At 73.1% G+C, this 23,730-nt stretch carries 21 protein-coding genes and 4 pseudogenes; 12 read left to right on the top strand and 13 right to left on the bottom strand.

Annotated elements, in window-relative coordinates; all coding sequences use genetic code 11:
• The first annotated feature begins 81 nt into the window (after nucleotides 1-81).
• Complete coding sequence (locus ACQP0N_RS07690) at nucleotides 82-384, top strand: hypothetical protein (protein ID WP_433118726.1); 303 nt, start codon at nucleotides 82-84, stop codon at nucleotides 382-384.
• Nucleotides 385-395: 11 nt separating this feature from the next.
• Nucleotides 396-1,406 carry a hypothetical protein gene (locus ACQP0N_RS07685; protein ID WP_433118724.1) on the top strand — a complete coding sequence of 337 codons (1,011 nt, stop codon included), beginning with the start codon at nucleotides 396-398 and terminating at the stop codon, nucleotides 1,404-1,406.
• A gap of 12 nt (nucleotides 1,407-1,418) precedes the next feature.
• Here the strand turns inward: ACQP0N_RS07685 and ACQP0N_RS07680 are convergent.
• The 10 genes and pseudogenes from ACQP0N_RS07680 to rimP form a co-directional block, all read right to left on the bottom strand.
• Nucleotides 1,419-2,740, bottom strand: a pseudogene (locus tag ACQP0N_RS07680) (MATE family efflux transporter).
• Between the two features lie 564 nt (nucleotides 2,741-3,304).
• Nucleotides 3,305-3,514: a DUF6186 family protein gene (locus ACQP0N_RS07675; protein ID WP_396803935.1), complete on the bottom strand. Its 210-nt coding sequence runs from the start codon at nucleotides 3,512-3,514 to the stop codon at nucleotides 3,305-3,307.
• Complete coding sequence (locus ACQP0N_RS07670) at nucleotides 3,514-3,921, bottom strand: hypothetical protein (RefSeq protein WP_355051646.1); 408 nt, start codon at nucleotides 3,919-3,921, stop codon at nucleotides 3,514-3,516. Before ACQP0N_RS07670 ends, ACQP0N_RS07675 begins: the two co-directional genes overlap by 1 nt.
• Nucleotides 3,922-4,033: 112 nt before the next feature.
• Complete coding sequence (locus ACQP0N_RS07665) at nucleotides 4,034-5,092, bottom strand: DHH family phosphoesterase (protein WP_433118722.1); 1,059 nt, start codon at nucleotides 5,090-5,092, stop codon at nucleotides 4,034-4,036.
• Complete coding sequence (gene rbfA / locus ACQP0N_RS07660) at nucleotides 5,089-5,589, bottom strand: 30S ribosome-binding factor RbfA (RefSeq protein ID WP_433118720.1); 501 nt, start codon at nucleotides 5,587-5,589, stop codon at nucleotides 5,089-5,091. The genes ACQP0N_RS07665 and rbfA overlap by 4 nt, the downstream gene beginning before the upstream one ends.
• 127 nt (nucleotides 5,590-5,716) lie before the next feature.
• On the bottom strand, nucleotides 5,717-6,013 hold the full coding sequence (locus ACQP0N_RS07655; protein ID WP_433118718.1) for a DUF503 domain-containing protein: 297 nt from the start codon (nucleotides 6,011-6,013) through the stop codon (nucleotides 5,717-5,719).
• 90 nt (nucleotides 6,014-6,103) lie between these two features.
• Nucleotides 6,104-9,114: pseudogene (infB, locus tag ACQP0N_RS07650) on the bottom strand (translation initiation factor IF-2).
• 93 nt (nucleotides 9,115-9,207) lie between these two features.
• Entirely contained in the window at nucleotides 9,208-9,540 is a 333-nt protein-coding gene (locus tag ACQP0N_RS07645; RefSeq protein ID WP_433118716.1) for a YlxR family protein, read from the bottom strand.
• Nucleotides 9,541-9,556: 16 nt separating this feature from the next.
• On the bottom strand, nucleotides 9,557-10,600 hold the full coding sequence (gene nusA, locus ACQP0N_RS07640) for a transcription termination factor NusA (RefSeq protein WP_433118715.1): 1,044 nt from the start codon (nucleotides 10,598-10,600) through the stop codon (nucleotides 9,557-9,559).
• On the bottom strand, nucleotides 10,597-11,295 hold the full coding sequence (gene rimP / locus ACQP0N_RS07635; protein ID WP_433118713.1) for a ribosome maturation factor RimP: 699 nt from the start codon (nucleotides 11,293-11,295) through the stop codon (nucleotides 10,597-10,599). The genes nusA and rimP overlap by 4 nt, the downstream gene beginning before the upstream one ends.
• Nucleotides 11,296-11,448: 153 nt before the next feature.
• On the opposite strand from rimP, the gene ACQP0N_RS07630 reads away from it, so the two are divergent.
• The 9 genes and pseudogenes from ACQP0N_RS07630 (at nucleotide 11,449) to ACQP0N_RS07590 (ending at nucleotide 17,953) form a co-directional block, all read left to right on the top strand.
• The gene (locus tag ACQP0N_RS07630; protein ID WP_433121495.1) at nucleotides 11,449-11,976 is read left to right on the top strand and encodes a hypothetical protein; all 528 of its coding nucleotides are present in this window, start codon (nucleotides 11,449-11,451) and stop codon (nucleotides 11,974-11,976) included.
• Nucleotides 11,973-12,409, top strand: a pseudogene (locus tag ACQP0N_RS07625) (ferritin-like domain-containing protein). The gene ACQP0N_RS07630 and the pseudogene ACQP0N_RS07625 overlap by 4 nt, the downstream one beginning before the upstream one ends.
• 52 nt (nucleotides 12,410-12,461) lie before the next feature.
• The gene (locus ACQP0N_RS07620) at nucleotides 12,462-13,052 is read left to right on the top strand and encodes a PadR family transcriptional regulator (protein WP_433118711.1); all 591 of its coding nucleotides are present in this window, start codon (nucleotides 12,462-12,464) and stop codon (nucleotides 13,050-13,052) included.
• A 125-nt stretch (nucleotides 13,053-13,177) separates the two neighbouring features.
• Nucleotides 13,178-13,515: pseudogene (locus tag ACQP0N_RS07615) on the top strand (ATP-binding cassette domain-containing protein); the annotation flags it as partial.
• Nucleotides 13,516-13,782, top strand: a complete 267-nt coding sequence (locus tag ACQP0N_RS07610; RefSeq protein WP_433121914.1) for a hypothetical protein — start codon at nucleotides 13,516-13,518, stop codon at nucleotides 13,780-13,782.
• On the top strand, nucleotides 13,779-15,218 hold the full coding sequence (locus ACQP0N_RS07605) for an FtsX-like permease family protein (RefSeq protein WP_433118709.1): 1,440 nt from the start codon (nucleotides 13,779-13,781) through the stop codon (nucleotides 15,216-15,218). The genes ACQP0N_RS07610 and ACQP0N_RS07605 overlap by 4 nt, the downstream gene beginning before the upstream one ends.
• A 68-nt stretch (nucleotides 15,219-15,286) precedes the next feature.
• Nucleotides 15,287-16,573 (top strand): hypothetical protein, encoded by a 1,287-nt coding sequence (locus ACQP0N_RS07600; RefSeq protein ID WP_433118707.1) that lies wholly within the window; start codon nucleotides 15,287-15,289, stop codon nucleotides 16,571-16,573.
• Between the two features lie 74 nt (nucleotides 16,574-16,647).
• Nucleotides 16,648-17,148 (top strand): nitroreductase/quinone reductase family protein, encoded by a 501-nt coding sequence (locus ACQP0N_RS07595; RefSeq protein WP_357122395.1) that lies wholly within the window; start codon nucleotides 16,648-16,650, stop codon nucleotides 17,146-17,148.
• A 94-nt stretch (nucleotides 17,149-17,242) separates the two neighbouring features.
• Nucleotides 17,243-17,953, top strand: coding sequence for a nucleotidyltransferase domain-containing protein (locus ACQP0N_RS07590; protein WP_433118704.1), 711 nt, complete (start codon nucleotides 17,243-17,245; stop codon nucleotides 17,951-17,953).
• Between the two features lie 7 nt (nucleotides 17,954-17,960).
• Here the strand turns inward: ACQP0N_RS07590 and ACQP0N_RS07585 are convergent, their stop codons facing one another.
• Nucleotides 17,961-18,674 (bottom strand): VIT1/CCC1 transporter family protein, encoded by a 714-nt coding sequence (locus tag ACQP0N_RS07585; RefSeq protein WP_355051632.1) that lies wholly within the window; start codon nucleotides 18,672-18,674, stop codon nucleotides 17,961-17,963.
• A complete protein-coding gene (gene map, locus ACQP0N_RS07580; protein WP_433118702.1) occupies nucleotides 18,671-19,528 on the bottom strand; it encodes a type I methionyl aminopeptidase in 858 nt (285 codons plus the stop codon). The genes ACQP0N_RS07585 and map overlap by 4 nt, the downstream gene beginning before the upstream one ends.
• 95 nt (nucleotides 19,529-19,623) lie before the next feature.
• Here map and ACQP0N_RS07575 point away from each other — a divergent pair, with 95 nt between their 5' ends.
• Nucleotides 19,624-19,938 (top strand): STAS domain-containing protein, encoded by a 315-nt coding sequence (locus ACQP0N_RS07575; RefSeq protein WP_433118700.1) that lies wholly within the window; start codon nucleotides 19,624-19,626, stop codon nucleotides 19,936-19,938.
• Nucleotides 19,939-19,955: 17 nt separating this feature from the next.
• On the opposite strand, the gene ACQP0N_RS07570 is transcribed toward ACQP0N_RS07575, so the two are convergent.
• Entirely contained in the window at nucleotides 19,956-23,615 is a 3,660-nt protein-coding gene (locus tag ACQP0N_RS07570) for a SpoIIE family protein phosphatase (RefSeq protein ID WP_433118698.1), read from the bottom strand.
• Between the last annotated feature and the right edge of the window lie 115 nt (nucleotides 23,616-23,730).

Here is a 23,730-nt window from a genome sequence, read left to right as displayed (position 1 = left end):
GGCCGGTTTGTCCCACGGGTCGGCCCGCGACCTCGCGAAGGTGCGAAGATCATCCGCCCGCTCTCACAGACGAGGACTGCGATGACTCCCGACCGTCGTCCGGCCCACGAGCACCACGCCCGGGTCGATCTGCCGCAGTGGATGCGGAATCCGACACCGAAGCGGCGGACGCCGGCACGCTACGTCGACGAGCTGATCGAACGTTCGCCGGCGCTGCGGACGGCCCGCCGCGCGATGTGGCGCCGACGCGACCGGGCCCGGTGGAGCGAAACGCATCCACACCTCGTCGCCGTGCTGTCCTTTCTCGTGGCCGCCGTCCTCGGCACCGCCCTGGTGACGGCCGCCTACTATGTGCTCGCGCTGGCCACCAGCGGCGATTACTGACGGGAAGAACCATGACGCGGACTGCGCCGAACGAGCCCACACCCCCGGGCCCGACCGATCCGCCCCCGCCGCCGGCCGCTGTCGCGGAGGTCAACCCGGTGGCGCTACCGGAGTGGATGAGCTCGGCGCAGACCGAGCACCAGCCCGCCGGCTGGGAACGGGTCCGCTTCTTCTCCGCCCGGCACAACGGCTCACTGATGCTGGGACTTGGACTGCTGCTGGCCCTGGCGATGGTCGGCGGGGGCCTGGTGATCGTCGACCGGCTGGCCGATGGCATCCGTACGTCCACCTCGGCGACCCCCACCCCGAGCGGCACCCCACCGCTGAGCAGGGTGGGCGAACCGCGGGACCTGTTCGCCGGCTCACCGGCGGCCGCCTTCGCCCCCGGTGAACAGGCCGTCCGGATGCCGGCGGCGAAGGCCACCGGGCCCTTCACGAAGGCCCAGGTAGCGGCGGCGTTGGAGACGGTGCGGAAGGGGTTGATCGAGGGCCGACTTGACACGTCCATGCTCACGGGGGACCCGGAACCGTTCCTCCGGCTGCTCGCCCCGGACGCTCGGGAGCAGCTCAGGTCGGACTTCACCGGCAACGCCTTCCTGCGCTACGCGACCCGGATGGCGTCGCCCTCGGAGTGGGAGCTCGGTATCCGGGCCGACGGACGGGTCAGCTACCGGGCCACCACGGAGAACGGCACCCGGATGCTGGAGGTCTCCACGGAGTTCGTGTGGGCGTACCCCTTCGACGTGGACCTGCGGGCGCCCGCCGGCGCCAGTGTGGTGGCGTTGCGTGACCGCGTGGTGTGGAAGGTGCCGCACCCGGAGGACGTGCCGGCTTCCGCTCGGGGCCTATGGATCGTCTCGGCGGACGCGGTGACCTGGAACGCGGACTGCGGCAAGCTCCGCGACGGCTGGGTGCAGGAGCAGTTCTGGATCGCCGACACGCACGGGGATCGGATACCCGCGGGCGACCCGGGCACGATCTTCGATCTCGACGCGCCCCCGCCGACCACCGTCCGCTGCTGACCGGCGAACGGGTCAGCGAACCGCCCCGACCACCGCCCAGCCGCCGGAGCGCACCCGCAGCAACAGGGCGACGAGTCGGATCACCACGAACAGGGTGAGTCCCGCCCAGATGCCGCCGAGTCCCAGGTTGAGCGCGTACGCCAGCCAGATGGCCGGCAGGAAGCCGCCGAGCGCCGCCACGATGGTGAGATTGCGCAGGTAACGGACGTCACCGGCGCCGATCAACACGCCGTCGAGCGCGAACACGACGCCGGCCAGCGGCAGCATGGCGACGAACCAGGGCCAGGCGATCATTGCCTGCTCCCGTACCTGCCCGTCGGAGCTGAACCAGGACGGCACGACGCCCGCGCCGGCGGCGATGACCACGGCGAAGGCGACGCCGCAGACGCCGCCGAGCAGGCCGATCCGGCGGGCCAGCGCCCGCGCGCCCGCCGCGTCGCCCGACCCGAGCGCGGCGCCGATGAGGGACTGCGCGGCGATGGCGAGCGCGTCGAGCACCAGCGCCGTGAAGAACCACAGTTGCAGGGCGATCTGGTGCGCGCCGACGGCGGCGGCGCCGAAGCGGGCGGCGACCGCCGTCGCGGAGAGGAAGCTCGCCTGGAACGCCAGGCCCCGGATCAGCAGGTCCCGGCTGAGCACCAACTGGTCGCGGATCAGGCGCGGCCGGGGCCGCAGCGACACCCGCTCGGCGACCAGCGCCCCGGCGAAGAGCACGCCGGAGAGGGTCTGCGCGACCGCGTTGGCGACCGCCGAGCCGGTCAGGCCCAGGCCGGCGGGGTAGACCAGCAGCGGGCAGAGCAGGGCGGAGACCAGGTTGGGGCCGAGCACGAAGTACAGCGGGCGGCGGGTGTCCTGCACGCCGCGCAGCCAGCCGTTGCCGGCCGCGGCGAGCAGCAGGCCAGGGGCGCCGAGCGCCGCGACGCGCAGCCACGCAGCGGCGGCGGCGGCCACCTCGCCACCACCTCCGGCGAGGGTACGCGCCAACGCGCCCCCGCCGATCTGCATGCCGATCGCGACCAGCAGTCCGACGCCGAGCGCCAGCCAGGACGACTGCACTCCTCGGCCACCGCCGCCGCTCGATCGCCGGCGCCGAAGCGACGGGCCGAGCGCCCCGTGGTGCCGTACGCGACGACCGTTCCGAGCCAGGCGGTGAGCGTCATCACCGTGCCGCCGACGGCGAGCGCGGCGAGCGGTACGCGACCGAGGTGCCCGACCACGGCCGTGTCGACGAGCACGTAGAGCGGTTCGGCGGCGAGCACCACCAGCGCCGGCAGGGCGAGGCTCGCGATCCGACGTGGCGAGGCGGATCGGTCGACGGTGGCGGTCTGGCTCATCGCCGATGATCCTGGCACGAGCGCGGTAAGGATCGCAAGCGCGTCAGTGGCTTACCCTCGCGTCGAGCCGGCAGTGCCGCCCAACCTCGTCGATCTTGCACTTTGGGCTGGCGAAATGCGCCTTTGGGTCAGCTTTGTCACCACAGCAAATGCAAGATCGGCAGACCGGGTGGGTGTTGAGCGCGCTGGTCTACCAGGGGGTCAGTTACTGGCGGGTGTCCATCGACGTCTGCAGCGCGCGGCGGGCCTGCTCGCGGGCGTCGTCGGTGGTCTCGGGCTTGGGCTTGTTCGGCATGGTGGCGCTCCTTCCAGGGTGCGAGCCACCGGCACGCGGCGGCCCTCACGGGCGGTCGTGCTGCGCGCCCCACGGCGGTCCGGGGTTACCGGAGCAGCCGACTGGGCAGCGAGAGCCCGGGTCGGTCCGACCCTGGAGGGAGGCGGCGCGAGGTGTGGCACCACCACCCACGACCTGCGCCACACCGTGGCGCCGGCCACTTCCCAAGTTATCGTTCAGGTCCATATGCTGCCCACGGTTCCCGCCATTTGGACTCTCGGCAACCCGCCTCACCGGGCCAGGAAGTGCCAGCCCAGCCACCACCAGAAGCCGAACAGACCGATCCTGCCCACCGGCACCGAGCCGACCTCGTAGCGCATCACGTACGCGCACACATCGCTCATCGTGGGGATCCGGGAGCCCTCCCGACGGGCCAGCACCTCGATGACGGCGAAGAGGACGAGCGCGGCCAGGAAGCCGCCGATGGCGAGGGCCCGCATCATCGCCGCACCAATCCCCAGAACGCGGCCAACCAGGCGAACCACGCCACCGACCGGGTCAGATGATCTTCCAACAGGGGGTCGGCGAGCCGGGAGAAGGTGGGAAAGTCGTCGCCGACGGCGAGCACGAAGGTGGCGCCCTCGAAGACCCCGAAGATCACGACCGGCAGGGCCCACCACGCCGCCCCCGCGCCCAGCCGCGGCGGTGCCGGACGCCGGGGCACCCGGTTGCTCAGACCGAGCCAGATCAACACCCCGCCGGTGCCGAGCGTGTAGAGATTCGCCTCGGTGGAGAAGGACGCGAACCGGCCCCCCACGAGAGACAGGCAGAGGAGAACCGGAACGGAGACGGCGGGCCGGTCCCAGGCTCGGGGGGCCTCCACGGTGAGGTCGTGCGGCTGCTCCATCCCGCAATTCTTCCCGGTCTCACCCAGCGCGGGAAGGCCAACACTCCCCGGAGCTGACCCTGAACTTGCCGTGCCCGCACCAGCGCCACCGCAGCGGGCGGGCCGGCGGGGTTCAGCCGACGCCGGAGACCAGCGCCGCGCCCAACTCGCCGCGGATCGCCTCGACGACCTGCTCGGCGCTCCCCCGGCCGGTGAACCCGGCCGCGAACCGGTGGCCGCCCCCGCCCATCGCGACCGCCACGCGACTGACGTCCACCGCGCCCTTGCTGCGCATCGACACGGCCCACTCGTCGGGCGCGGTCTGCTTCAGGACGCAGCTCACGTCCGCCTCGGCGGTGCACCGCACCGAGTCGATGAGCGCCTCCAGCACGTACGGCGGCTGGCCGTGGCGGGCCAGGTCGTCGAGGGTGGCGGTAGTCCACACCAGCCCCCGGCCGTCGGCGGCGCCCGGCTCCAGACAGGCACGGCCGAGCACCTCGCCGAAGAGCCGAACCGCTCCGAAGGGTCGGGTGTCGAAGACGCGCCGGGAGATGTCACCGGGCGAGATGCCGGTGGCGAGCAACCGGGCGGCCATCTGGTGTACGGCCGGAGTGGTCGCCTCGAAGCGGAACGAGCCGGTGTCCGTGGTCAGCGCCACGTACAGGCACTCGGCGATGGCCCGGTCCGTCGTCACGCCCAGCCGGGCCAGGAGCCGGTCGGCGACCACCGACGTGGCGGCGGCGCCCGGGTCGATCAGGTTGACCGTGCCGAAGCCCGGATTCGAGGCGTGGTGGTCGAGCACCAGCGCCGCACCGGCCGTCGACAGCCGGTCGGCCAGCGCACCGAGGCGCGACTCGCTGGCCGCGTCGAAGCAGATCACCAGGTCCGGCGCGGGATCGGCGTCGCCCGCCGGGACCAGAAGCTCCAACCCGGGCAGACCCCGCAACGGCTCGGGCACCTCCGGCGGCCCGGGAAAGGTCGCCTGCACCCGCTGTACGCCGAACTGACGCAGGCCCAGACCGAAGCCGAGCATGCTGCCCAGCGCGTCGCCGTCCGGGTTGACGTGGCAGATCAGCAGCACCCGGGCGGTCGACGGGAGAGCACGGATCAGCGCCTCGGCCGCCGCCCAGTCCGCCTCGGACGGGCCGACGTCGACCGTCGCGGCGAGTTGGGCACCGGCGGCGCCCGTCACCGCGCCGCCCCACCCCGGGGGGTCTCCGTGGCGTCGGCGGCCACGTCGGCCTCCTCGCCCGTCTCGTCGTCCTCGTCCTCGTCCTCGACGCGGTACGGCTGCGCGTCGCCCGCGTACTCGGCGCGCGCGGCGAGCCGCTGCACCTCCGCGTCGGCATTGCGGGCGGCGGCGAGCAGGTCGTCGATGTGCTTGACCTGATCCTGCACGTCGTCGAGGACGAACGTCAGCGTGGGCGAGTGCCGCAGCCCGAGCGCCTTGCCGACCGTGCTGCGCAGCAACCCCTTGGCGCTCTCCAGAGCTGCCGCGGTGTCCGCCTGGGCCACCGCGTCACCCAGCACCGTGTAGAAGACCGTCGCGTCGCGTAGGTCGGCGGTGATCCGGGCGTCGGTGATGGTGATCATGCCCAGGCGCGGGTCCTTGATCTGGCTCCGCACCACCGAAGCGACCAGCTCACGCACTCGTTCCGCGTGCCGGCGTACCTTGGCCGGATCAGACATCTCGCCACCTCCACGGCGTCCCGCTCCCGGCCGGCCCGGGGCCCTGGAGGCCACCGGCCGACCGGCCAACATCTCGAACACTACCTTCGCGGCGGCGCCGGTCGCCGGGCACCGCCGGCCCCGTGGGTCAGTCGTCGTCCACGCCGTACAACCGGCGTCGAACCGACAGCAGTTCGACCTCGGGACGGGCGACCACCAGGCGCTCGCAGGAGTCGAGCACCTCGCGGACGTGCGCCGCCTCGGCGGCGACCACGGCCACCGCTATCTCCGCCCGACCGTGCAGGTCGAGCGCACCCACCTCGGCGGCCGACACCTCGAAACGGCGCAGGGCCGCCACGATCGGCCGTACATATGATCTCTTGGCTTTGAGCGACCGGGAGTCGCCCGGCAGCAGCAGGTCGAAGACCGCGGTTCCGGTGAACATCGCCCCGGACGATACCGCCACCCCACCCCGCATGATCAAGGGGTTTACGCCGGTCGGCGTAAACCCCTTGATCAGCGTGTCACTGCCGGATCAGGCGCGAACCTTCTCCCGCATCTCGAAGGTCTCGATGACGTCGCCGACCTGGACGTTGTTGTAACCACCCAGGGTCAGACCGCACTCGAAGCCCTCGCGGACCTCGGTCGCGTCGTCCTTGAACCGCTTGAGCGAGGTGATCGTGAGGTTGTCCGCCACGACCGTCCCGTCCCGAAGCAGCCGAGCCTTCGCGTTGCGCCGGATGATGCCCGACCGGACGATGCAACCGGAGATGTTGCCGATCTTGGACGAGCGGAACACGTCGCGGATCTCCGCGGTGCCCAGCTCGGCCTCCTCGTACTCCGGCTTGAGCAGGCCCTTGAGCGCTGCCTCGATCTCCTCGATGGCCTGGTAGATGACCGTGTAGTACCGGATCTCCACGCCCTCGCGGTCGGCCATCTCGCGGACCTTGTTCGAGGCCCGCACGTTGAAGCCGATGATCGTGACCGGCTCGGACGACGCGCTGGCGAGCATGACGTTGCTCTCCGTGATCGCGCCGACGCCCCGGTCGAGGACCTTGAGCTGGACCTCCTCGGGGATGTCGAGGTTGAACAGCGCGTCCTCGAGAGCCTCCACCGAACCGGAGACATCGCCCTTGAGGATGAGGTTGAGCGAGGTCTTCTCGCCCTCCTTGAGCTGCTCCATGAGCGTCTCAAGGGTGGCCCGGCCACGGGAGTTGGCGAAGGACGCCGCCCGCCGCCGTGCCTGACGCTGCTCGGCGATCTGCCGCACCGTACGGTCGTCCGCCGCGGCGAGGAACGTGTCACCCGCACCGGGCGGCGCGGTCAGACCCAGAACCATGACCGGACGCGCCGGACCAGCCTCGGAGAGCTGGTTGCCGTTCTCGTCGAGCATGGCCCGGACCCGGCCGTGCGCCCCACCGGCGACGATCGAGTCGCCCGCCCGCAGGGTGCCCTTCTGCACCAGCACCGTCGCCACCGCACCGCGACCCTTGTCCAGGTGCGCCTCGATGGCCACACCCTGCGCCGGCCCGTCGATCGGAGCGGTCAGCTCCAGCGACGCGTCGGCGGTGAGCAGGACGGCCTCGAGCAGTTCCTCGATGCCGATGCCCGGCTTGGCGGCCACGTTGACGAACATGGTGTCGCCGCCGTACTCCTCGGCGACCAGGCCGTACTCGGTCAGCTGCTGGCGGACCTTGTCCGGGTTGGCGTCCGGCTTGTCGACCTTGTTGACCGCGACCACGATCGGCACGTCGGCCGCCTTGGCGTGGTTCAACGCCTCGATGGTCTGCGGCATCACGCCGTCGTCGGCCGCGACGACCAGGATCACGATGTCCGTGACCTGGGCGCCACGGGCACGCATGGCGGTGAACGCCTCGTGACCCGGGGTGTCGATGAAGGTGACCGCCCGGTCTTCGCCCTCGTGCGGGACGTGGACCTGGTACGCACCGATGTGCTGGGTGATGCCACCCGCCTCACCGGCCACCACGTTCGCCTTACGGATGGCGTCGAGCAGCTTGGTCTTACCGTGGTCGACGTGACCCATGACGGTCACCACCGGCGCACGGCTGACCAGACGCTCCTCGGCCACCTCCGCGTCGAGGTCGATGTTGAACTGCGCGAGCAGCTCGCGGTCCTCGTCCTCCGGGCTGACGATCTGGATGTCGAAGCCCAGGTGCTCACCCAGCAGGTGCAGGGTGTCGTCAGAACAGGACTGGGTCGCGGTGACCATCTCGCCCAGGTTGAACATCTCCTGGACCAGCGAACCCGGGTTGGCGTTGATCTTGTCGGCGAAGTCCGACAGCGAGGCGCCACGGGAGAGCCGGACGACCTGACCCTGACCCCGGGGAGCACCCGAGCTCATGGTCGGAGCCGACAGGTTGTCGAACTCCTGTCTGCGCTGCTTCTTGGACTTGCGACCGCGCGTCGGCCGACCACCCGGACGCCCGAAGGCACCCGCGGCGCCGCCGCCACGGCCACGACCGCCCGCACCCGGACGACCGCCGCCACCGGCCGGACCACCCGGACGGAAACCGCCACCGGGAGCACCGCCACCGCCGCCGGGACCGCCACGGTAGCCACCGCCACCGCCGGCACCCGCGCCGCCACCGGGGCCGCCGCGGTAACCACCGCCGCCACCGCCACCGCCGGGACCGCCACGGAACCCGCCGCCACCGCCACCGGGACGGCCCGCGCCGCCACCGGGGCGACCCGCGCCACCGGGGCCGGGACGACCGGCGGCCGGACGCTGACTCGGCATGGACGCCGGGCTGGGCCGCGGCGGCATGGAGTTCGGGCTCGGCCGCGGCGGCATACCCGCCGGGCTGTTCGGCCGGGGGCCACCCGCGCCGGCGGCCGGGGGCCGCTGCTGCTGGCCGCCCTGGATGCCGAACGGGTTGTTACCGGCGCCACGCGCCGGCGGACGACCGCCGGGGCGGGCACCCGGACCCGGAGCCGGCGTGCTCGGACGAGCGGCCGGTGAACCGGGACGGGGCGGCATCGCCGCGGGACCCGGCCGAGGACCGGGCCGGTTGCCGTCGGCCGGGGCTCCCGGCGGACGGGGTTGTCACGCTGCTGCTGGCGGGCTGCCTGCGCGGCCTTGACCGCGGCCTCCTGCTCAGCCTTCAGCGCGGCGGCGCGCGCCTCCGCGGCCGCCACCTCGATGTCGTGGGCACTCGCCGGCTTGGCGACCGGGGCCGCCGACTGCGGCGCACCGGGCACCGGACCCTTGGGCTTCGGACCGGGTACCGGCGCGGCCGGCCGCCGGGGCGGCATCGGCTTGGCCGAGACCCGGGGCGCGCCCGGGGTCGGGGACGGCGTCGGGGTCGGCGTCGAAGCCGGCGTCGGCGCGGGCGCCGACGGGGCGGCCGGCGCCGAAGCACCGGCGGACGCGACGAATGCGTTCCTCAGCCGTCGGGCGACGGGCGCCTCGACCGTGCTGGACGCGGACTTGACGAACTCGCCCATCTCCTTGAGCTTGGCGAGAACGGTCTTACTCTCGACCCCGAGCTCTTTTGCAAGCTCGTGTACGCGGGCCTTGCCTGCCACTGCACTCCTCACTCCGAGGTCGTGCGGGCAGCACCCGCAGCGACCTCACTCGTGCACTTGAAGCCTGGTCATTTCAGGGACTTCATCGTGTGCTCATGTCGGTCGTCCTACCCTGCTAGCGACCCTCGCCCGGTCGGGCTGACCGGACGTAGTGGTTGGCGCATCGACGTGCTCTGCCAGCACACCGTGGTCGAGGACCTCGGTGATCCGCAGCGCTCGCCCGAAGGCGCGGCGCCGCACCGCCAGCGCGAAGCAGGCCGGATCCGGGTGCATGTTCGCTCCCCGACCCGGCAGCCTGCGGCGCGGATCAGGCCGGAGGCTGTGACCAGCCTCGTCCCTGATCGCGACGACCCGCAGCAATTCGCTGGCCGGCGCACGTTTCCGGCAGCCCACACAGGTGCGCTCCGGCTGCGCGCGTCGTACCACTGGAAGAAGTCTACCCCTAGCTGCCCGAGATCGCGCCGCCCGGCTCCGGCACCTGATCCGCTGCCCCTCGCGCCGCCGGAGCGATCTGCTCGGCGTCGGACCGAATGTCGATCCGCCAACCGGTCAACCGGGCAGCAAGGCGGGCATTCTGCCCCTCGCGGCCGATGGCGAGCGAAAGCTGGAAGTCGGGGACGGTCACCCGGGCGGCCCGGCCAGCCAGGTCCACGACCTCGACCCGCAGCGCCTTGGCCGGCGACAACGCGTTTCCGACGAAGGTGGCCGGGTCATCCGACCAGTCGATGATGTCGATCTTTTCGCCGTGCAGCTCGCTCATCACGGCACGCACCCGCTGACCCATCGGACCGATGCAGGCGCCCTTGGCGTTCACGCCGGGGGTGGTGGAGCGGACCGCGATCTTCGTACGGTGACCTGCCTCACGCGCGATCGCACCGATCTCGACGGTGCCGTCGGCGATCTCCGGCACCTCCAGCGCGAACAGCTTCTTGACCAGCGCCGGGTGGGAGCGGGACAGGGTGATCTGCGGCCCGCGCATGCCCTTGGCCACGTGCACCACCACGCACCGGACGCGCTCGCCGTGCGCGTACCGCTCGCCGGGCACCTGCTCGGACTGCGGCAGGACGCCCTCCAGCTTGCCCAGGTCGACGCTGACGATGCCCTTCTCGGTACGCGTCTCGTGCGCCTGCACCACGCCGGTGACCAGGTCACCCTCGCGGCCCACGTACTCGCCGAAGTGCACCTCGTCGGTGGCCTCCCGCAGGCGCTGAAGGATCACCTGCTTGGCGGTCATGGCGGCGATCCGGCCGAAGTCGTGCGGGGTGTCGTCCCACTCCCGCACCAGCGAGCCGTCCTCGTCCATCTCCTGCGCGTACACCAGGGCCGCGCCGGACTTACGGTCGATCTCCACCCGGGCGTGCGGCTCGGCGCCGTCGGTGTGCCGGTAGGCGGTCAGCAACGCGGTCTCGATCGCCGCGAGGATCGTGTCGAACGGGATCTCCCGCTCGCGCTCGAGTGCGCGTAGCGCCGCGAGGTCGATGTTCACCTCTCCTCGTCCTCCACATCATCATCGTCGTCGATGTCGTCTGCATCGTCGTACTCGTCGGTCTCGTCCGCGTCGTCGAACTCGTCCGGCTCACCCAGCTCGGCGAGACGGGTGAACTCGACCTGAACCCGGCCCGGGCCCAGCTGGGCGTACGCCCACCGGGCCTCGCCGCCGTCGGTCTCCAGCCGTACGCCCTCGTCGTCGGCCCCGAGCACCCGGCCGGTCACCTGGCGGTCCCCCGAGGGCTGCTCGCCGCGTTGGCCGGGCAGCGCCGCGGCGCCCCGGACGGTGACCTTGACCAGTCGGCCCACGTTGCGTCGCCAGTGCCGGGGCAGGGTGAGCGGCCGGTCCACGCCGGGCGAGCTGACCTCGAGCTGGTACTCCCCGGCGACGATGTCGCCGTCGGCCTCCTCGGCCGCGTCCAGCGCCTTCGAGACCGCGCGGGAGACGTCCGCGACGGCGTCCAGGTCGATCCCGCCGTCCGCGTCCACGATCACCCGCACCACGTGCCGGCGTCCGGCTCGGGAGACCGACAGGTCCTCCAGGTCGTAGCCCACGCCGTTGACCACCGGCTCGATCACGGTCCGCAACCGGGTGCGTCGGGCCGCGAGATCACCGCCGCCGCGTGGAGCGCGGGGTTCCGCGCCGTCCCGGGGTCGACCCGTCGACCTGGTGGCACGGCCACGCTGCGTCATGTACGCACCCTTTCCCTGGTCGATCGGGACGTCGTCCCGCCATGCCGGCACGCCACCGGAGCGGACGCGCCGGTGGCTGCGCAGAGCGTAACGCGCCTGCCGGGCGGCGGGCCGGGCGGCGCACCGACGCCGGTGACGCCCGGACCCGACCTGATGGTGTTGACTTGCCCGGTGGGGATCGGCAGAACGACTCAGCGCGACCAAGTATTCGGACAATCTCGGCGAAAGCTCCTACGAGCCGGCGCTCTCCTGGCGCTCGGCGGCGCGGTGGCGCCGCTGACAGGCTGTGATCTTTTCGACCGTGACGACGAACCGACGCCACCGCCGGACCCACTGCGGTCGATGGTGGACGAGTCACTGAGCCTCGCCACGGCGTACCGGGCGAGCGCCGCCGCCCACCCGGACCTGGCCGACCGCCTCAATCCCATCGCCGAGACGCACACCGCGCACGCCACCGAACTCGCCCGGGTCGTCGGCATCACCCTGCCGTCCGCACCCGCCGTCGACCCGAGCGCCACCGCGGCCACCGAGCCGGCGGGCGCGCTCGCCGACCTTCGCGCGCGGGAGAAGGCCGCCCAGCAGTCCGCCACCGCCGCCTGCGCCGCCGCGCCCGCCCCACGGGCCGCGCTGCTCGGATCGATCGCCGCGGCGCGGGCCACCCACCAGGAGGCACTGAAGTGAAGCAGCCCACCGCCGAGGAGGCCCTCGCCGCCGCGCTCACCGCCGAGTACGCGGCCATCTACGCGTACGGGCGGATCGGGGTCCGACTCACCGGCGCGGTTCGCGACGCCGCGCACCAGGCGGAGGCCGCGCACCGACGCCGACGCGACGCGGTGGTGGTGCAGTTGAGCGCCGCGGGGGCACCGTCCCACCGGGCCTGGCCGGCTACGCGCTGCCATTCCCGGTCACCAACCGGGCGAGCGCCCTCCGGCTGGCCATCGAGGTGGAGGAGCGCACCGCCGCGCACTGGCGTGCCGCGTTGGCGTCCACCACCGGCGCCGACCGGGACCAGGCGCTGGCCGCCCTCGTCGAGTACGCCGTACGGGCCACCAAGTGGCGAAAGGCCGCCGGGGTGGCCCCGCCGACTGTCGCATTTCCCGGCCGTCCGAGCTGAACCGATCCGCCCCGGTTGCGGAGCCCATACCAGGTATGCATACTCCGTTGCCATGTCCATCCGTCACGGGCTGCTCGCCCTCCTCGAACGCGGCCAGATGTACGGCTACCAGCTGCGCGCCGCTTTCGAGGAGTCGACCGGCTCGACCTGGCCGCTGAACATCGGGCAGGTCTACACCACGCTGGCCCGGCTGGAACGGGACGGCCTGGTGCGCCCGCTGCCGGAGAGCGAGGCCGGGCAGCGCCCGTACGAGATCACCGACGCCGGCCGGGCGGACCTCACCCTGTGGTTCGCCACGCCGATCAGCCGTACCGACCGGCCGCGCGACGAGCTGGCGATCAAACTGGCCCTGGCGCTCACCACGCCCGGCGTGGACGTCTGCTCGGTGGTGCAGGCCCAGCGCAGCGCGACGATGCGGGCGTTGCAGGAGTTGACCCGGTTGAAGTACGGCAGCGACCGGCCGGAGGACCTGCCGTGGCGGCTGGTACTGGACTCGATGGTGTTCCAGGCCGAGGCCGAGGTGCGCTGGCTGGACCACTGCGAGAGCAGTCTGGTGCGGCATTCACCGGGCAGCCCTCCCCGCCCGGGCGCTGGCGACGCGTCCGACGCCGCACGGTGGGCCGACGAGGAGGCGCGACGGTGAGCGGATCGGACGACGCGGTGCTCGACCTGCGCGCCGTCCACCGCACCCACGGGGTCGGCCCGGCGGCGGTGCACGCGCTGCGCGGTGTCAGCCTCGTCGTCCGGCCGGGCGAGCTGGTCGCCGTGATGGGGCCGTCCGGTTCCGGGAAGTCGACGCTGCTGGCCCTCGCCGGCGGCCTCGACCGCCCGACCCGGGGCGACGTCCGGGTGGAGGGGCAGCCGCTCGGCGCGCTGGACCGCCGCGGGCTGGCGCAGCTACGCCGACGCCGCATCGGCTACATCTTCCAGCACCTCAACCTGCTGGGCAGCCTGAGCGCGCTGGAGAACGTCGCGCTCCCGCTGGAACTCGACGGCGTCGGCGGCCGGCGGGCCCGGGCGGCCGCCCTGGCCGCTCTGACCGAGGTGGGCCTGCCGGCGCTGGGGGACCGCTTCCCGATCAACTCTCCGGTGGCCAGCAGCAGCGGGTGGCCATCGCCCGGGCGCTGGTCGGCGAGCGACGGCTGGTGCTCGCCGACGAACCCACCGGGGCGCTCGACTCGCAGACCGGTGAGGCGGTGCTGCACCTGCTGCGCCGCCGGGTCGACGCGGGCGCCGCCGGCATCCTGGTCACCCACGAGGCGCGGCACGCCGGCTGGGCCGACCGGGTGGTGTTCCTGCGCGACGGTGTGCTGGTCGACACGACCGCGCCCCTGGGCAGCGTCGAGCAGCTCCTCTCCGGTAGCGACCGTTGACCCTGCGCCGGACGCCGGTGACCCGCGGCAGCGTCGACGCTCCGGTCGGGCCGCCGACGCCGCTCGAACCCGGGCGGCGGCGACGGTTCGCCGAACTGACCGGCTCGTGGCGGGCGGCGCTGCGGATCGCCCGCCGGGAGTCACGACGGGCGCGACGGCGTACCGCCCTGGTGCTGGCGATGATCGCGCTTCCGGTGCTGGTGCTGGCCTTCCTGGCGGCGAGCTACGACATGGCCGAGCTGACACCGCGGGAACAGCTCGACCGCCGGCTCGGCGTCGCCGACGCGGAGCTGCGGTGGTTCGCCGACGCCCCGGTCGTCCAGGACGAGTGGGGCGACACCTGGTACCCCCGTGACGACGGCCAGTCGGCGATGAGCCGTCCGACCACCGCCGACGAGGTGACCGCGCTGCTCGGCCCCGGCAGCCGGGTCACCGAGATACGTGCCGGCAGCCCGGTGACGGTGCGGGGCCCGCGCGGCGACGAGACCCTCCAGGCCTGGATCCTCGACCTCACCGACCCGCTGGCCCGCGGTCTGGTGCGGTTCCGCTCGGGACGGGCGCCGCAGCAACCCGGAGAGGTCGCGCTGAGTCCCACGGCGCTGCGCCGGCTGGACGGGCGCCTCGGCGAGGCGGTGCCCACCGCCGACCGGACCCGGACGTACACGGTGGTCGGTGTGGTCGAGTTCCCCGACGACCTCGGCCCGGTCATCGCGCTGCACCCGGCGGCCGTCGGCCGGGCCGATGCGCAGCCGGACAGTCGGTGGCTGATCGACGTGCCCGGCACCGTCGACGCGGCGATGGTCGCCCGGCTCAACGAACGCGGAGTGGTGGTGGCGCGTCGCCACGTGCCGGCTTCGACGACGTCTACCCGGAGCTTGATCGGGTACGTCGGGCCCGCCGACGCCAGCGACCTGAGCACGATGGTGCTGATCGTCGGGCTGGGGTTGCTGGAGGTGGTGCTGCTGGTCGGGCCGGCGTTCGCGGTCGGGGTTCGGCGTCGACGCCGGGACCTGGCGCTGGTCGCGGTGGCCGGCGGTGACGCGGCCCACCTCCGCCGGGTCGTGCTCGCCGACGGGGTGGTGCTGGGGGTGCTGGGCGCCGCCGCCGGGCTGCTGCTCGGTGTCGGCGCGGCGTTCGCCGGACGTCCGCTCATGGAGCAGTACGTGTTCGGCGCCCGCTTCGGCGCGTACCGCTGCTGGCCGCTGGCCCTGGTCGTGCTCGGCGGGGTCGCGGTGCTGGCCGGAGTGCTGGCGGCGTTGGCGCCGGCCTGGACGGCGGCCCGGCAGGACGTCATGGCCGGGCTCGCCGGTCGGCGGACCCCTCCCCGCCCCGGGCCCGCGCGCTCGTCAGCGGACTGGCGCTGGTCGTCGGCGGGGCGTCGCTCGCGGCGTTCGGGGCCAGTCGGACGTCCCCCGCGGTCATCCTGGCCGGTCTGATCCTCGGGGAGCTGGGCCTGGTCTGTTGCACACCCACCCTGATCGGCGGGCTCGCCCGGCTCGGTCGGGTGCTGCCACCGGCGCCCCGGATCGCGCTGCGCGACGCGAGCCGTAACCGGGCCGCCGCGGCGCCGGCCATCTGCGCCGTGATGGCGGCGGTGGCCGGCAGCGTCGCGCTCGGCGGCTACCTGGCCAGCGACGCGGTCCGCGACGCCCGTACCTATCAGCCACTGCTGCCCACCGGTCACGTCCTGGTCAACCGCGATGACCGGGCGCTGCGGCCGGAACCGACGTTGGAGCAGGTCAGCACCGCCGCGCGGGAACACCTCGGCGCCAGCGCCGTCGCCCTGGTGCAGGGCACGGCCTGCCCGTCGGTGGGCGGCCCGGCCAGCTACTGCTCCGTCGTACCGGAACTCCCGGCGGATCACGCCTGCCCCTTCCAGCCCGGGGACAACCTGTCCGCGACCCAACGTCGGCAGGCGCTGGCCGACCCGCGCTGCCGGGACCGCGCGGCGGACTACTTCGGGAGCTACGTGCAGACGCTCGTGGACGACGGCAGCGCGCTGCCGCTCCTCACCGGCGCCGACCCGGCGGCGACCGCCGCCGCGACCGCCGTGCTTCATGCCGGGGGCGTGGTGGTGACCGATCCGCGCTACCTGCACGACGGCCTGGTGACCGTGCAGGTGAACGAGGTGCGGGCCGGCCGGGACGAGGTGACCACCACGCGATGGGACCTGCCCGGGTACGCCCTGACGCCGACGAGCGGCCAGCCCCGCCTCCTGCTGTCCGCGACGGCAGCCCGGCAGCTCGCCCTGAAGCCGGTGTCGAACGGTTGGGTGATCGACACGTCGACGCCGCCCAGCCAACGTCGCCAGGACCGTTTCACCGCCGACCTGCGGGCCTTCGGAACGTTCTACCTCCAGGTGGAGGAGGGCGCCGCCCCCCGTGACGACTCGCCGCTGCTGCTGCTGCTCGCCGCCGCGGCCGGAGTGATCACGATGGGCGCGGCCGGGATCGCCACGGCGCTCGCCGCCGCCGAGGGCCGCGCCGAGCTGTCCACGCTCGCGGCGGTCGGCGCGGCCCCCGCCGTACGCCGACTGCTGGCGATCTGTCAGGCCGGGGTGATCGCGATTCTCGGTTCGGTACTCGGCATCGTGGCCGGTCTCGGCACGGCGGCGATCGTGCTGTTCTCGGCCAACCGGGAGTACGCGACGGCCTGGCCGGCGCTGGAGCCGTACCCGTACCTGGTGCCGTGGCCGGCGCTGGGCGTCCTGGTGCTGGTGCCGGTGGTGGCGATGTTCGGCGCGGGCCTGTTCACCCGGGCCCGGCTGCCGATCGAACGTCGCCTGGACTGAGTCCTCGACCGCACGATCGGAAGCGGACCGTCCGGGGGTGCCGCCGGTGCGGGGCAACCGGCAGACTGATCCGCGTGTCAGCGCTCACCACCCTCACCCGCCGACTCGGCCACCACCGCTGGTTCGGGACCGCCGCCCGCTTGCTCGTACCCGCCGACCGGATCGTCGGCCGGCTCACCCGCGGACGGGTGGTCGCGCTCGGCCTGCTGCCGTCCCTGGTGATCACCACGACCGGCCGCCGGTCCGGCAAACCGCGCAGCAACCCCCTGCTCTACGTGCCGGACGGCGACGCGTACGTGGTGATCGGTTCCAACTGGGGGCAGACCCACCAGCCCGGTTGGGCGATGAACCTGCTCGCCGACCCCGCCGCCGAGGTGGACGTGAAGGGCCGCCGGCTCCCGGTGCGGGCCGAGCCGGCATCCGGGGCCGAGCGGGACCGTCTGTGGGACCTGCTCGTCGCCCAGTGGCCGGCGTACCGCACGTACGTCGAGCGGGCCGGGGGCCGTGAGATCCGCATCTTCCGGCTGGTGCCGACCGGGCGCGGCGGGCCGGCCAGCCCGCCGTCGGCTGGCTAGGCTGACGCCAGTCGCCCCAGGGGGAGGTACGACCCGTGAGCGCGAGGAGTGAGCCGGTCCTGCGAGCCCCGCAGTCGCGAAGAGTGCTTGAACCGTGAGCGCGCCAGGTGACGACCGGCGGTGGTCGGTGGCGGAGCGGGTGGCCGAGGCGATCCAGCGACGTTTCCCGGCCGATGTGCTGGCGATCGCGGTCCACGGGCCCCTGGCGCACGGCGACGACGACGGTGGCGGGAACGGCGAGGTGGGGATGCTGGTGGTCACCTACCGGCCGGGGGGCGGGCCGCCGCCGGCGACCCGGCGGGTGGACGGCGTGCTGGTCGACCTGACCGTGGCCGCCGCCGACGACTACCTCGGGCAGGCGCGGATGCTCTCTCCGTTGTGGCCACTGACGGCCGACCGGTACGTCACCACCCGGTCGCTGTTCGACCCGACGAGCTGGCTGCGGACGTTGCGCGACGAACACCTCGGCCGGCTCGCCCGGGCCCGGCCGGCGGAGTTCAGCACGGCGGCGCGGCAGGCCTGGTACCGGGGCAGCGCCGCGCACGCGCGGGCGGCCCGACTGGCCGAGTGGTACGAGACCGACCAGGCGCTGCTGATGCTCGGTGAGGCGCGGTTGGCCGCGGCGACCGTGACCGGCCTGCTGGGCCGCACCTACTACCGCGATCCGGGTGACGCCGTGCGGCGTACGGGTCTGGCCGGCGCGGACATGACCGAGGTCGGTGCGGTACTGACCCGGCAGGCCGAGGAGCTGGCGGCGCGCGGCCGCCCGGTCGACGGCACGATCGACGATCTGCTCGGCGGTTGACCGGGCGTCACAGGCCGCCCTGCACCCCGATCAGCGAACCGACGAGGTAGGTGGCCCCGGCCGCCGCGGCGCCCAGGACGAGTTGACGCAGGCCGCTGGTCCACCAGGGCCGGTTGGTGAACCGGGCCACCACCGCGCCGGCGGCGAACAGCCCGAGCCCGCCGACGGCGAGCGCCAGCCAGAGCTCGGTGGCGCCCAGCAGGTACGGCAGCAGGGGGATCAGCGCCCCCAGCGAGAAGAAGACGAACGAGGAGATCGCCGCCGCCCACGGGCTCGGCTGGTCGTCGGGGTCGACGCCCAACTCCTCTCGGACGTGCACCCGCAGCGCCTCCTCCGGGTCGCGCCGTACCGCCTCGGCGACCTGCATGGCGAGGTCGCGGGGCAGGCCCCGGGCCACCCAGGCGTCGGCCAGCTCGCGCGCCTCCGCCTCGGGGTGCCGTTCCAGTTCGCGCCGTTCCTTGGCGACCTCGGCGGCGACCTGCTCGTTGGCCGAGCGCACGCTGGTGTACTCGCCGAGCCCCATCGAGATCGCGCCCGCCACCAGGCCGGCGGTGCCGGTCAGCACGATGCTGTGCGGCGAGACGCCACCGCCGCCGACGCCGGCGATGAGGGCGATGTTGGTCACCAGGCCGTCCATCGCGCCGAAGACCGCCGGGCGCAGCCAGCCACCGGAGACGTCCGCGTGGTGTGCCTCGCGCAGGGCGGCGGGAGTGTCGGTCATGGGAGCGTCAGGATCTCGTGGCCGTCGTCGGTGACGACGATGGTGTGCTCGAACTGCGCGGTCCACCTGCGGTCCTTGGTGACCACGGTCCACCCGTCGTCCCACATGTCGTACTGGTAGGTGCCGAGGGTGATCATCGGCTCGATGGTGAAGGTCATCCCCGGCTCCATGACGTCCGTCGGCCGGGGGCTGTCGTAGTGCGGCACGTAGAGGCCGCTGTGGAAGGTCTCGCCGATCCCGTGCCCGGTGAAGTCGCGGACGACGCCGTAGCCGAACCGCTTGGCGTACGACTCGATGACGCGACCGATCACGTTGATCTGGCGACCCGGCGCGACCGCGCGGATACCGCGCATCATCGCCTCGTGGGTGCGCTCGACGAGGAGCCGCGCCTCCTCGTCGACCTCGCCGACGCAGAAGGTGGCATCCGTGTCGCCGTGCACACCGCCGATGTACGCGGTCACGTCGACGTTGATGATGTCGCCGTCGGTCAGGACCGTGGAGTCCGGGATGCCGTGGCAGATGACCTCGTTGAGGCTGGTGCAGCAGGACTTGGGGTAGCCCCGGTAGCCGAGCGTCGACGGGTACGCGTCGTGGTCGCAGAGGAACTCGTGCACCACGCGGTCGATCTCGTCGGTGGTGACGCCGGGCTTGCAGTGCTCGCCGGCGAGCTGCGTCGCCTGGGCGGCGAGGCGGCTGGCGATCCGCATCTTCTCGATGGTCTCCGGCGTCTGCACGTGCGAGCCGTGCCACGGCTGCGGGCTCTTCTTACCCACGTACTCCGGGCGGGGAATGTGGGCGGGCACCGGTCGCGTCGGGGAGAGCGTGCCGGGGGTCAGCGGCGCACGGACGGTCATGCCGCAAGCCTATCGCCGTGGGAGTCGGTGACCCGCGCCACGGCCGGTCGGGAGCGGTTGTTGCCCCGCCAGGTCGGCTGTGCCATCGTGTCTGCGTGGATCAAGGGGGAGCATCACCCGTCTTCTCCGCCCGCGCGGAGATCGACGGAGAGCACCTCCACGTGGTGGTGGCCGGCGAGGTCGACATGGCGACGGCCGACACGATGGTGCAGACTGCCCTGCGCGAGCCCGCCAGCCGGCTCACCCTCGACCTGCGGGCGGTGACCTTCTTCGACTCGGCGGCCATCCACGCGGTGGTCCGGCTCGCCCAGCGGTTCTCGGGCACGCTCACCGTGCTGCCGTCCCGGCAGGTACGCCGCGTGCTGGAGATCTCCGGCCTGGGCGACCAGACCTGGCTCGACCCGGTCTGAGGCCCGGCCGCGCGCCGTCAGCCCTGCAACTGCCGGCGCAGCGTCACCTCGGTCCCCCCGTCGGTGCGCCGCACCATCAGGTCGCCCAACGCCTTGATCAGCGACAGTCCGCGCCCCCGGAAGCCGGAGTCGGTGGACTCCCGCCACTGGCCGGTGTCCCGCACGGTGGCGATCACCGTCCGGTCCTCGATGGCGACCTCCACGGTGATCACCGCCTCGGCGGGCTGGACGGGGTGTTCGATGGCGTTCGCGGCGGCCTCCGAGACCGCCACGGTCAGGTCGAACAGGTCAGTCTCGCCGACGTTGTGCGCGACGAGGAAGTCCTCCAGGCGCTTGCGGAGCACGCTCAGTCGGGTCGGGTCGGCCGGCAGCCGTAACGCGAACCGGTTCAGCTCCGCAGCCTCCACGGCGAGCACCGCCACGTCGTCGCGACGCGGTCGCCCGCTCACCCGCTCGACGACCGTGTCGACCAGATCCGCCACGTGGTGGCCCGGTGCGGCGGCGTCGACCCGCAACTGTGCCAGCGCGGCGTCGATGCCGAGGTGACGGTCCTCGATCAGCCCGTCGGTGTAGAGCAGCAGTCGGTTGCCCGCGGGCAGCTCACCCTCGACGGTCCGGTAGGCGGCGCCGGGGATGGCGCCGACCGGCGGGCCGAGCGCACGGTCGTGCAGGAACGCCACGTCGTCTCCTCGGATCAGCAGGGGGGACGGGTGGCCGGCGCTGGCGTAGCGCAGGCGACCGGTACGGGGGCTGAACAGCAGGCAGACCACCGTCGCGAACGACGACTCCTCGGTGGACACGACCAGCCGGTTGAGCCGGGTCAGCGACTCGCCCGGGTCGAAGCCCTCCAGCAGGTACGCCCGCAGCGCGTTGCGCAGCTGGCCCATGGCCGCGGCGGCCTGGACGCCCTTGCCGACCACGTCGCCGATGACCAGCACCAGGTTGTCGCCGTCGAGCACGAACGCGTCGTACCAGTCCCCGCCGACCTCGACGTCGGCGCTGCCCGGCAGGTAGCGGCTCGCGACGACCGCGCCCGGCAGTTGGGGCAGCGTCCTCGGCAGCAGACTGTGCTGCAACGTGGTGGCGACGCGGTGCTCGGCCTCGTAGAGCTGGGCGTTCTCCAGTCGGACGCCGACCAGCCGAGCCAGCTGGGTGAGCGCGGCCTCGTCGGCCTGCGCGTCGTCGTCGGCGGCCCGCCAGACCCGCAGCTCGCCGAGCTGCTCGCGGCCGGTGCCGGTCAGCGGGGCCACGAAGGTCGGATCGGCGGCCGTGTCACCGCCAGCGTCGGCCTCGAACCGGGAGCCGGCCGCGCTGACCACGACCCGGGCCGCCTCGGCGAGGCTCAGCGCGTGTCGGGCGGCGACCTGGAGCACGTCGCCGGTGGACCGGGCCGTGTTGACCGCCACCGCCGCGTCGGCCAGCGCCCGCAGACGACGGATGATCTGGCGGCGTAGCTGACCCAGCTCGACGTTGGCCCGGACCCGGGCGATCAGCTCCTGCCCGGAGAACGGCTTGGTCAGGTAGTCGTCGGCGCCGGCGGCGAGGCCGGCGACCGCCTCCGCGGAGCCGGCGCGGGCGGAGAGCAGCACGATCGGCACATCACGGGTACGGGGGTCCGCGCGCAGCGCGCCGACCAGACCGAACCCGTCCAACCGGGGCATCATCACGTCGCTGAGCACCAGGTCGAACCCGCCCTCACGGGCCAGCGTCAGCGCCGCCAGGCCGTCGCTGGCGGTGACCACCTCCCAGTTCGGCGAGAGCAACCGGGTGACGTGCTCACGCAGGTCGGCGTTGTCGTCGACGACCAGGATCCGGCCGCTCGGGACGACGTCGGCCGGCTGCCGGCCGGTCTCTCCGGTGGCGTCCTCGGCGGCCCACAGGGCGGTCTCCGCCACGAAGAGCCGGGCCTGCTCGGGCTCGCCCGTCGGCAGGGGGGCGAACGCGACCACCCGGTCGGCGGGCAGGTGATCGGACCCGAACGGGACGGTCACCGTGAAGGTGCTGCCCTCGCCGACCCGGCTGGTCAGGCCGGCCGTACCGCCGTGCATCTCGACCAGCTCGCGGACCAGCGCCAGCCCGATACCGGTGCCCTCGTGGGTACGGGCGCGCGCCCCGGGCACCCGGTGGAAACGCTCGAAGACGTGCGGCAGTTCGTCCGGGACGATCCCGACGCCCGTGTCAACGACATCCAGCCGGGCGAGATCGCCGTCGGCCCGGATCCGGACGCGGATCTCGCCGTCGAGGGTGAACTTCACGGCGTTCGACACCAGGTTGAGGACGATCTTCTCCCACATGTCCCGGTCGACGAAGACCGGCGCGGGCAACGGCGGGCAGTCCACGACCAGCCGCAGGCCGGCGCGTTCGGTCGCCGAGCGGAAGGTGCTGGCCAGTCGGGCGGTGTAGTCGGCCAGGTCGGTGGGTTGGTAGCGGGCCGCGAGCCGGCCGGACTCCAGCCGGGAGAAGTCGAGCACGGTGTTGACCAGCTTGAGCAGCCGCATCGCGTTGCGGTGCATCATGACGAGCCGATCGGTGTAGGCGGCCGGCAGTTCCGGGTCGGCCAGCATGTCCTCCAGCGGGCCGAGCACCAGCGTCAACGGGGTGCGGAACTCGTGGCTGACGTTGGCGAAGAAGTTGGTCTTCGCCCGGTCCAGCGCGGCCAGCTCGGCGGCCCGCGCGCGCTCCTGCTCGTACGCCCGCTGGGTGCCGACCGCCCGGGAGATCTGCGCGGCCACCAGGTCGAGGAAGTCGCGGTACTCGTCGCCGAGCGGCAGCAGGCGGGCCACGCCGACGACCAGCGCGCCGACGGTCTCGTTGGTCGCCTTCACGGGCAGCACGAGCGCCACGTCGGAGGCGTCGGCCGGTCGCTGCGCGACCAGGTCGCGCACCCGCACGGTGGCGGAGGCGCCCTCGGCGACCAGTTCGGCGAACATGGTCGGTGGGGCGTCGATGGCCGCCGGATCGACGCCGCTGACCCCGGTGAGCCGGAACTCACCGGTGTCGTCGGCGAGGTAGACGAGCGCGAAGGGCACGTCGGCGGAGTGTCGGCCGAGCACGTCAGCGGCGGTCCGGCCCAGCTCGCCGGCGCTGCTCACGTCGGCCAACTCGGCGCCCAGTTCGGACAACGCCCGCAGTCGGCGTTCACCGACCACCCGGCCGGTGGTCTCGTTGACGATGCAGTAGACGCCGCTGACCGAGCCGTCGGCGCCGCGGATCGGGTCGTACGAGACGTCGAAGTAGGTCTGCTCGACGAAACCGGAGCGGTCCAGCAGGAAGGGGTGGTCGGCGCCCCGGTAGGAGAGCCCGGTGCTGCGGACGCCTTCGAGCAACGGACCGAGGACGTCCCACGTCTCGGCCCAGTGGTGTCGGGCCGGTCGACCGAGCACGTGCGGGTGCTTGCTGCCGATGGTCGGCCGGTACGCGTCGTTGTAGAAGGCGAGCTGGTCGTCGCCCCAGAACATGACGATCTGGGCGCTGGAGGAGAGCATCATGCCGACGGCGCTGGCCAACGCGGTCGGCCAGTGCGACGGCCCGCCGAGTGGCGCCGCCGACCAGTCGAAGGCGCGGAGACGCTCGCCCAGCTCACCGCCATTCGCGAAGGCGGCGGCCAGCAGCGGGGGGATCGCGTGGCCGTCCGCGAAGGAACGCCCCGCGTCCGCGCCCCCCTGGGCCGAGCTCATGCAGCCTCCCCCGCTTCGGCCGTACCCCTCAGCCGTTGATCTCCACGCGCCGTGCTCCGACTTGTACCCCGGCGGACCAGCAACGTAACGCATGACGACCCGTGGACGCTGGTTA

Origin of the sequence: Micromonospora sp. CA-246542, assembly GCF_050942905.1 — a bacterium.
In the GTDB taxonomy this organism is placed as follows: domain Bacteria; phylum Actinomycetota; class Actinomycetes; order Mycobacteriales; family Micromonosporaceae; genus Micromonospora.
Note: the sequence above shows the minus strand (reverse complement) of the source record. Positions and strands in the feature narration are given on the sequence as shown.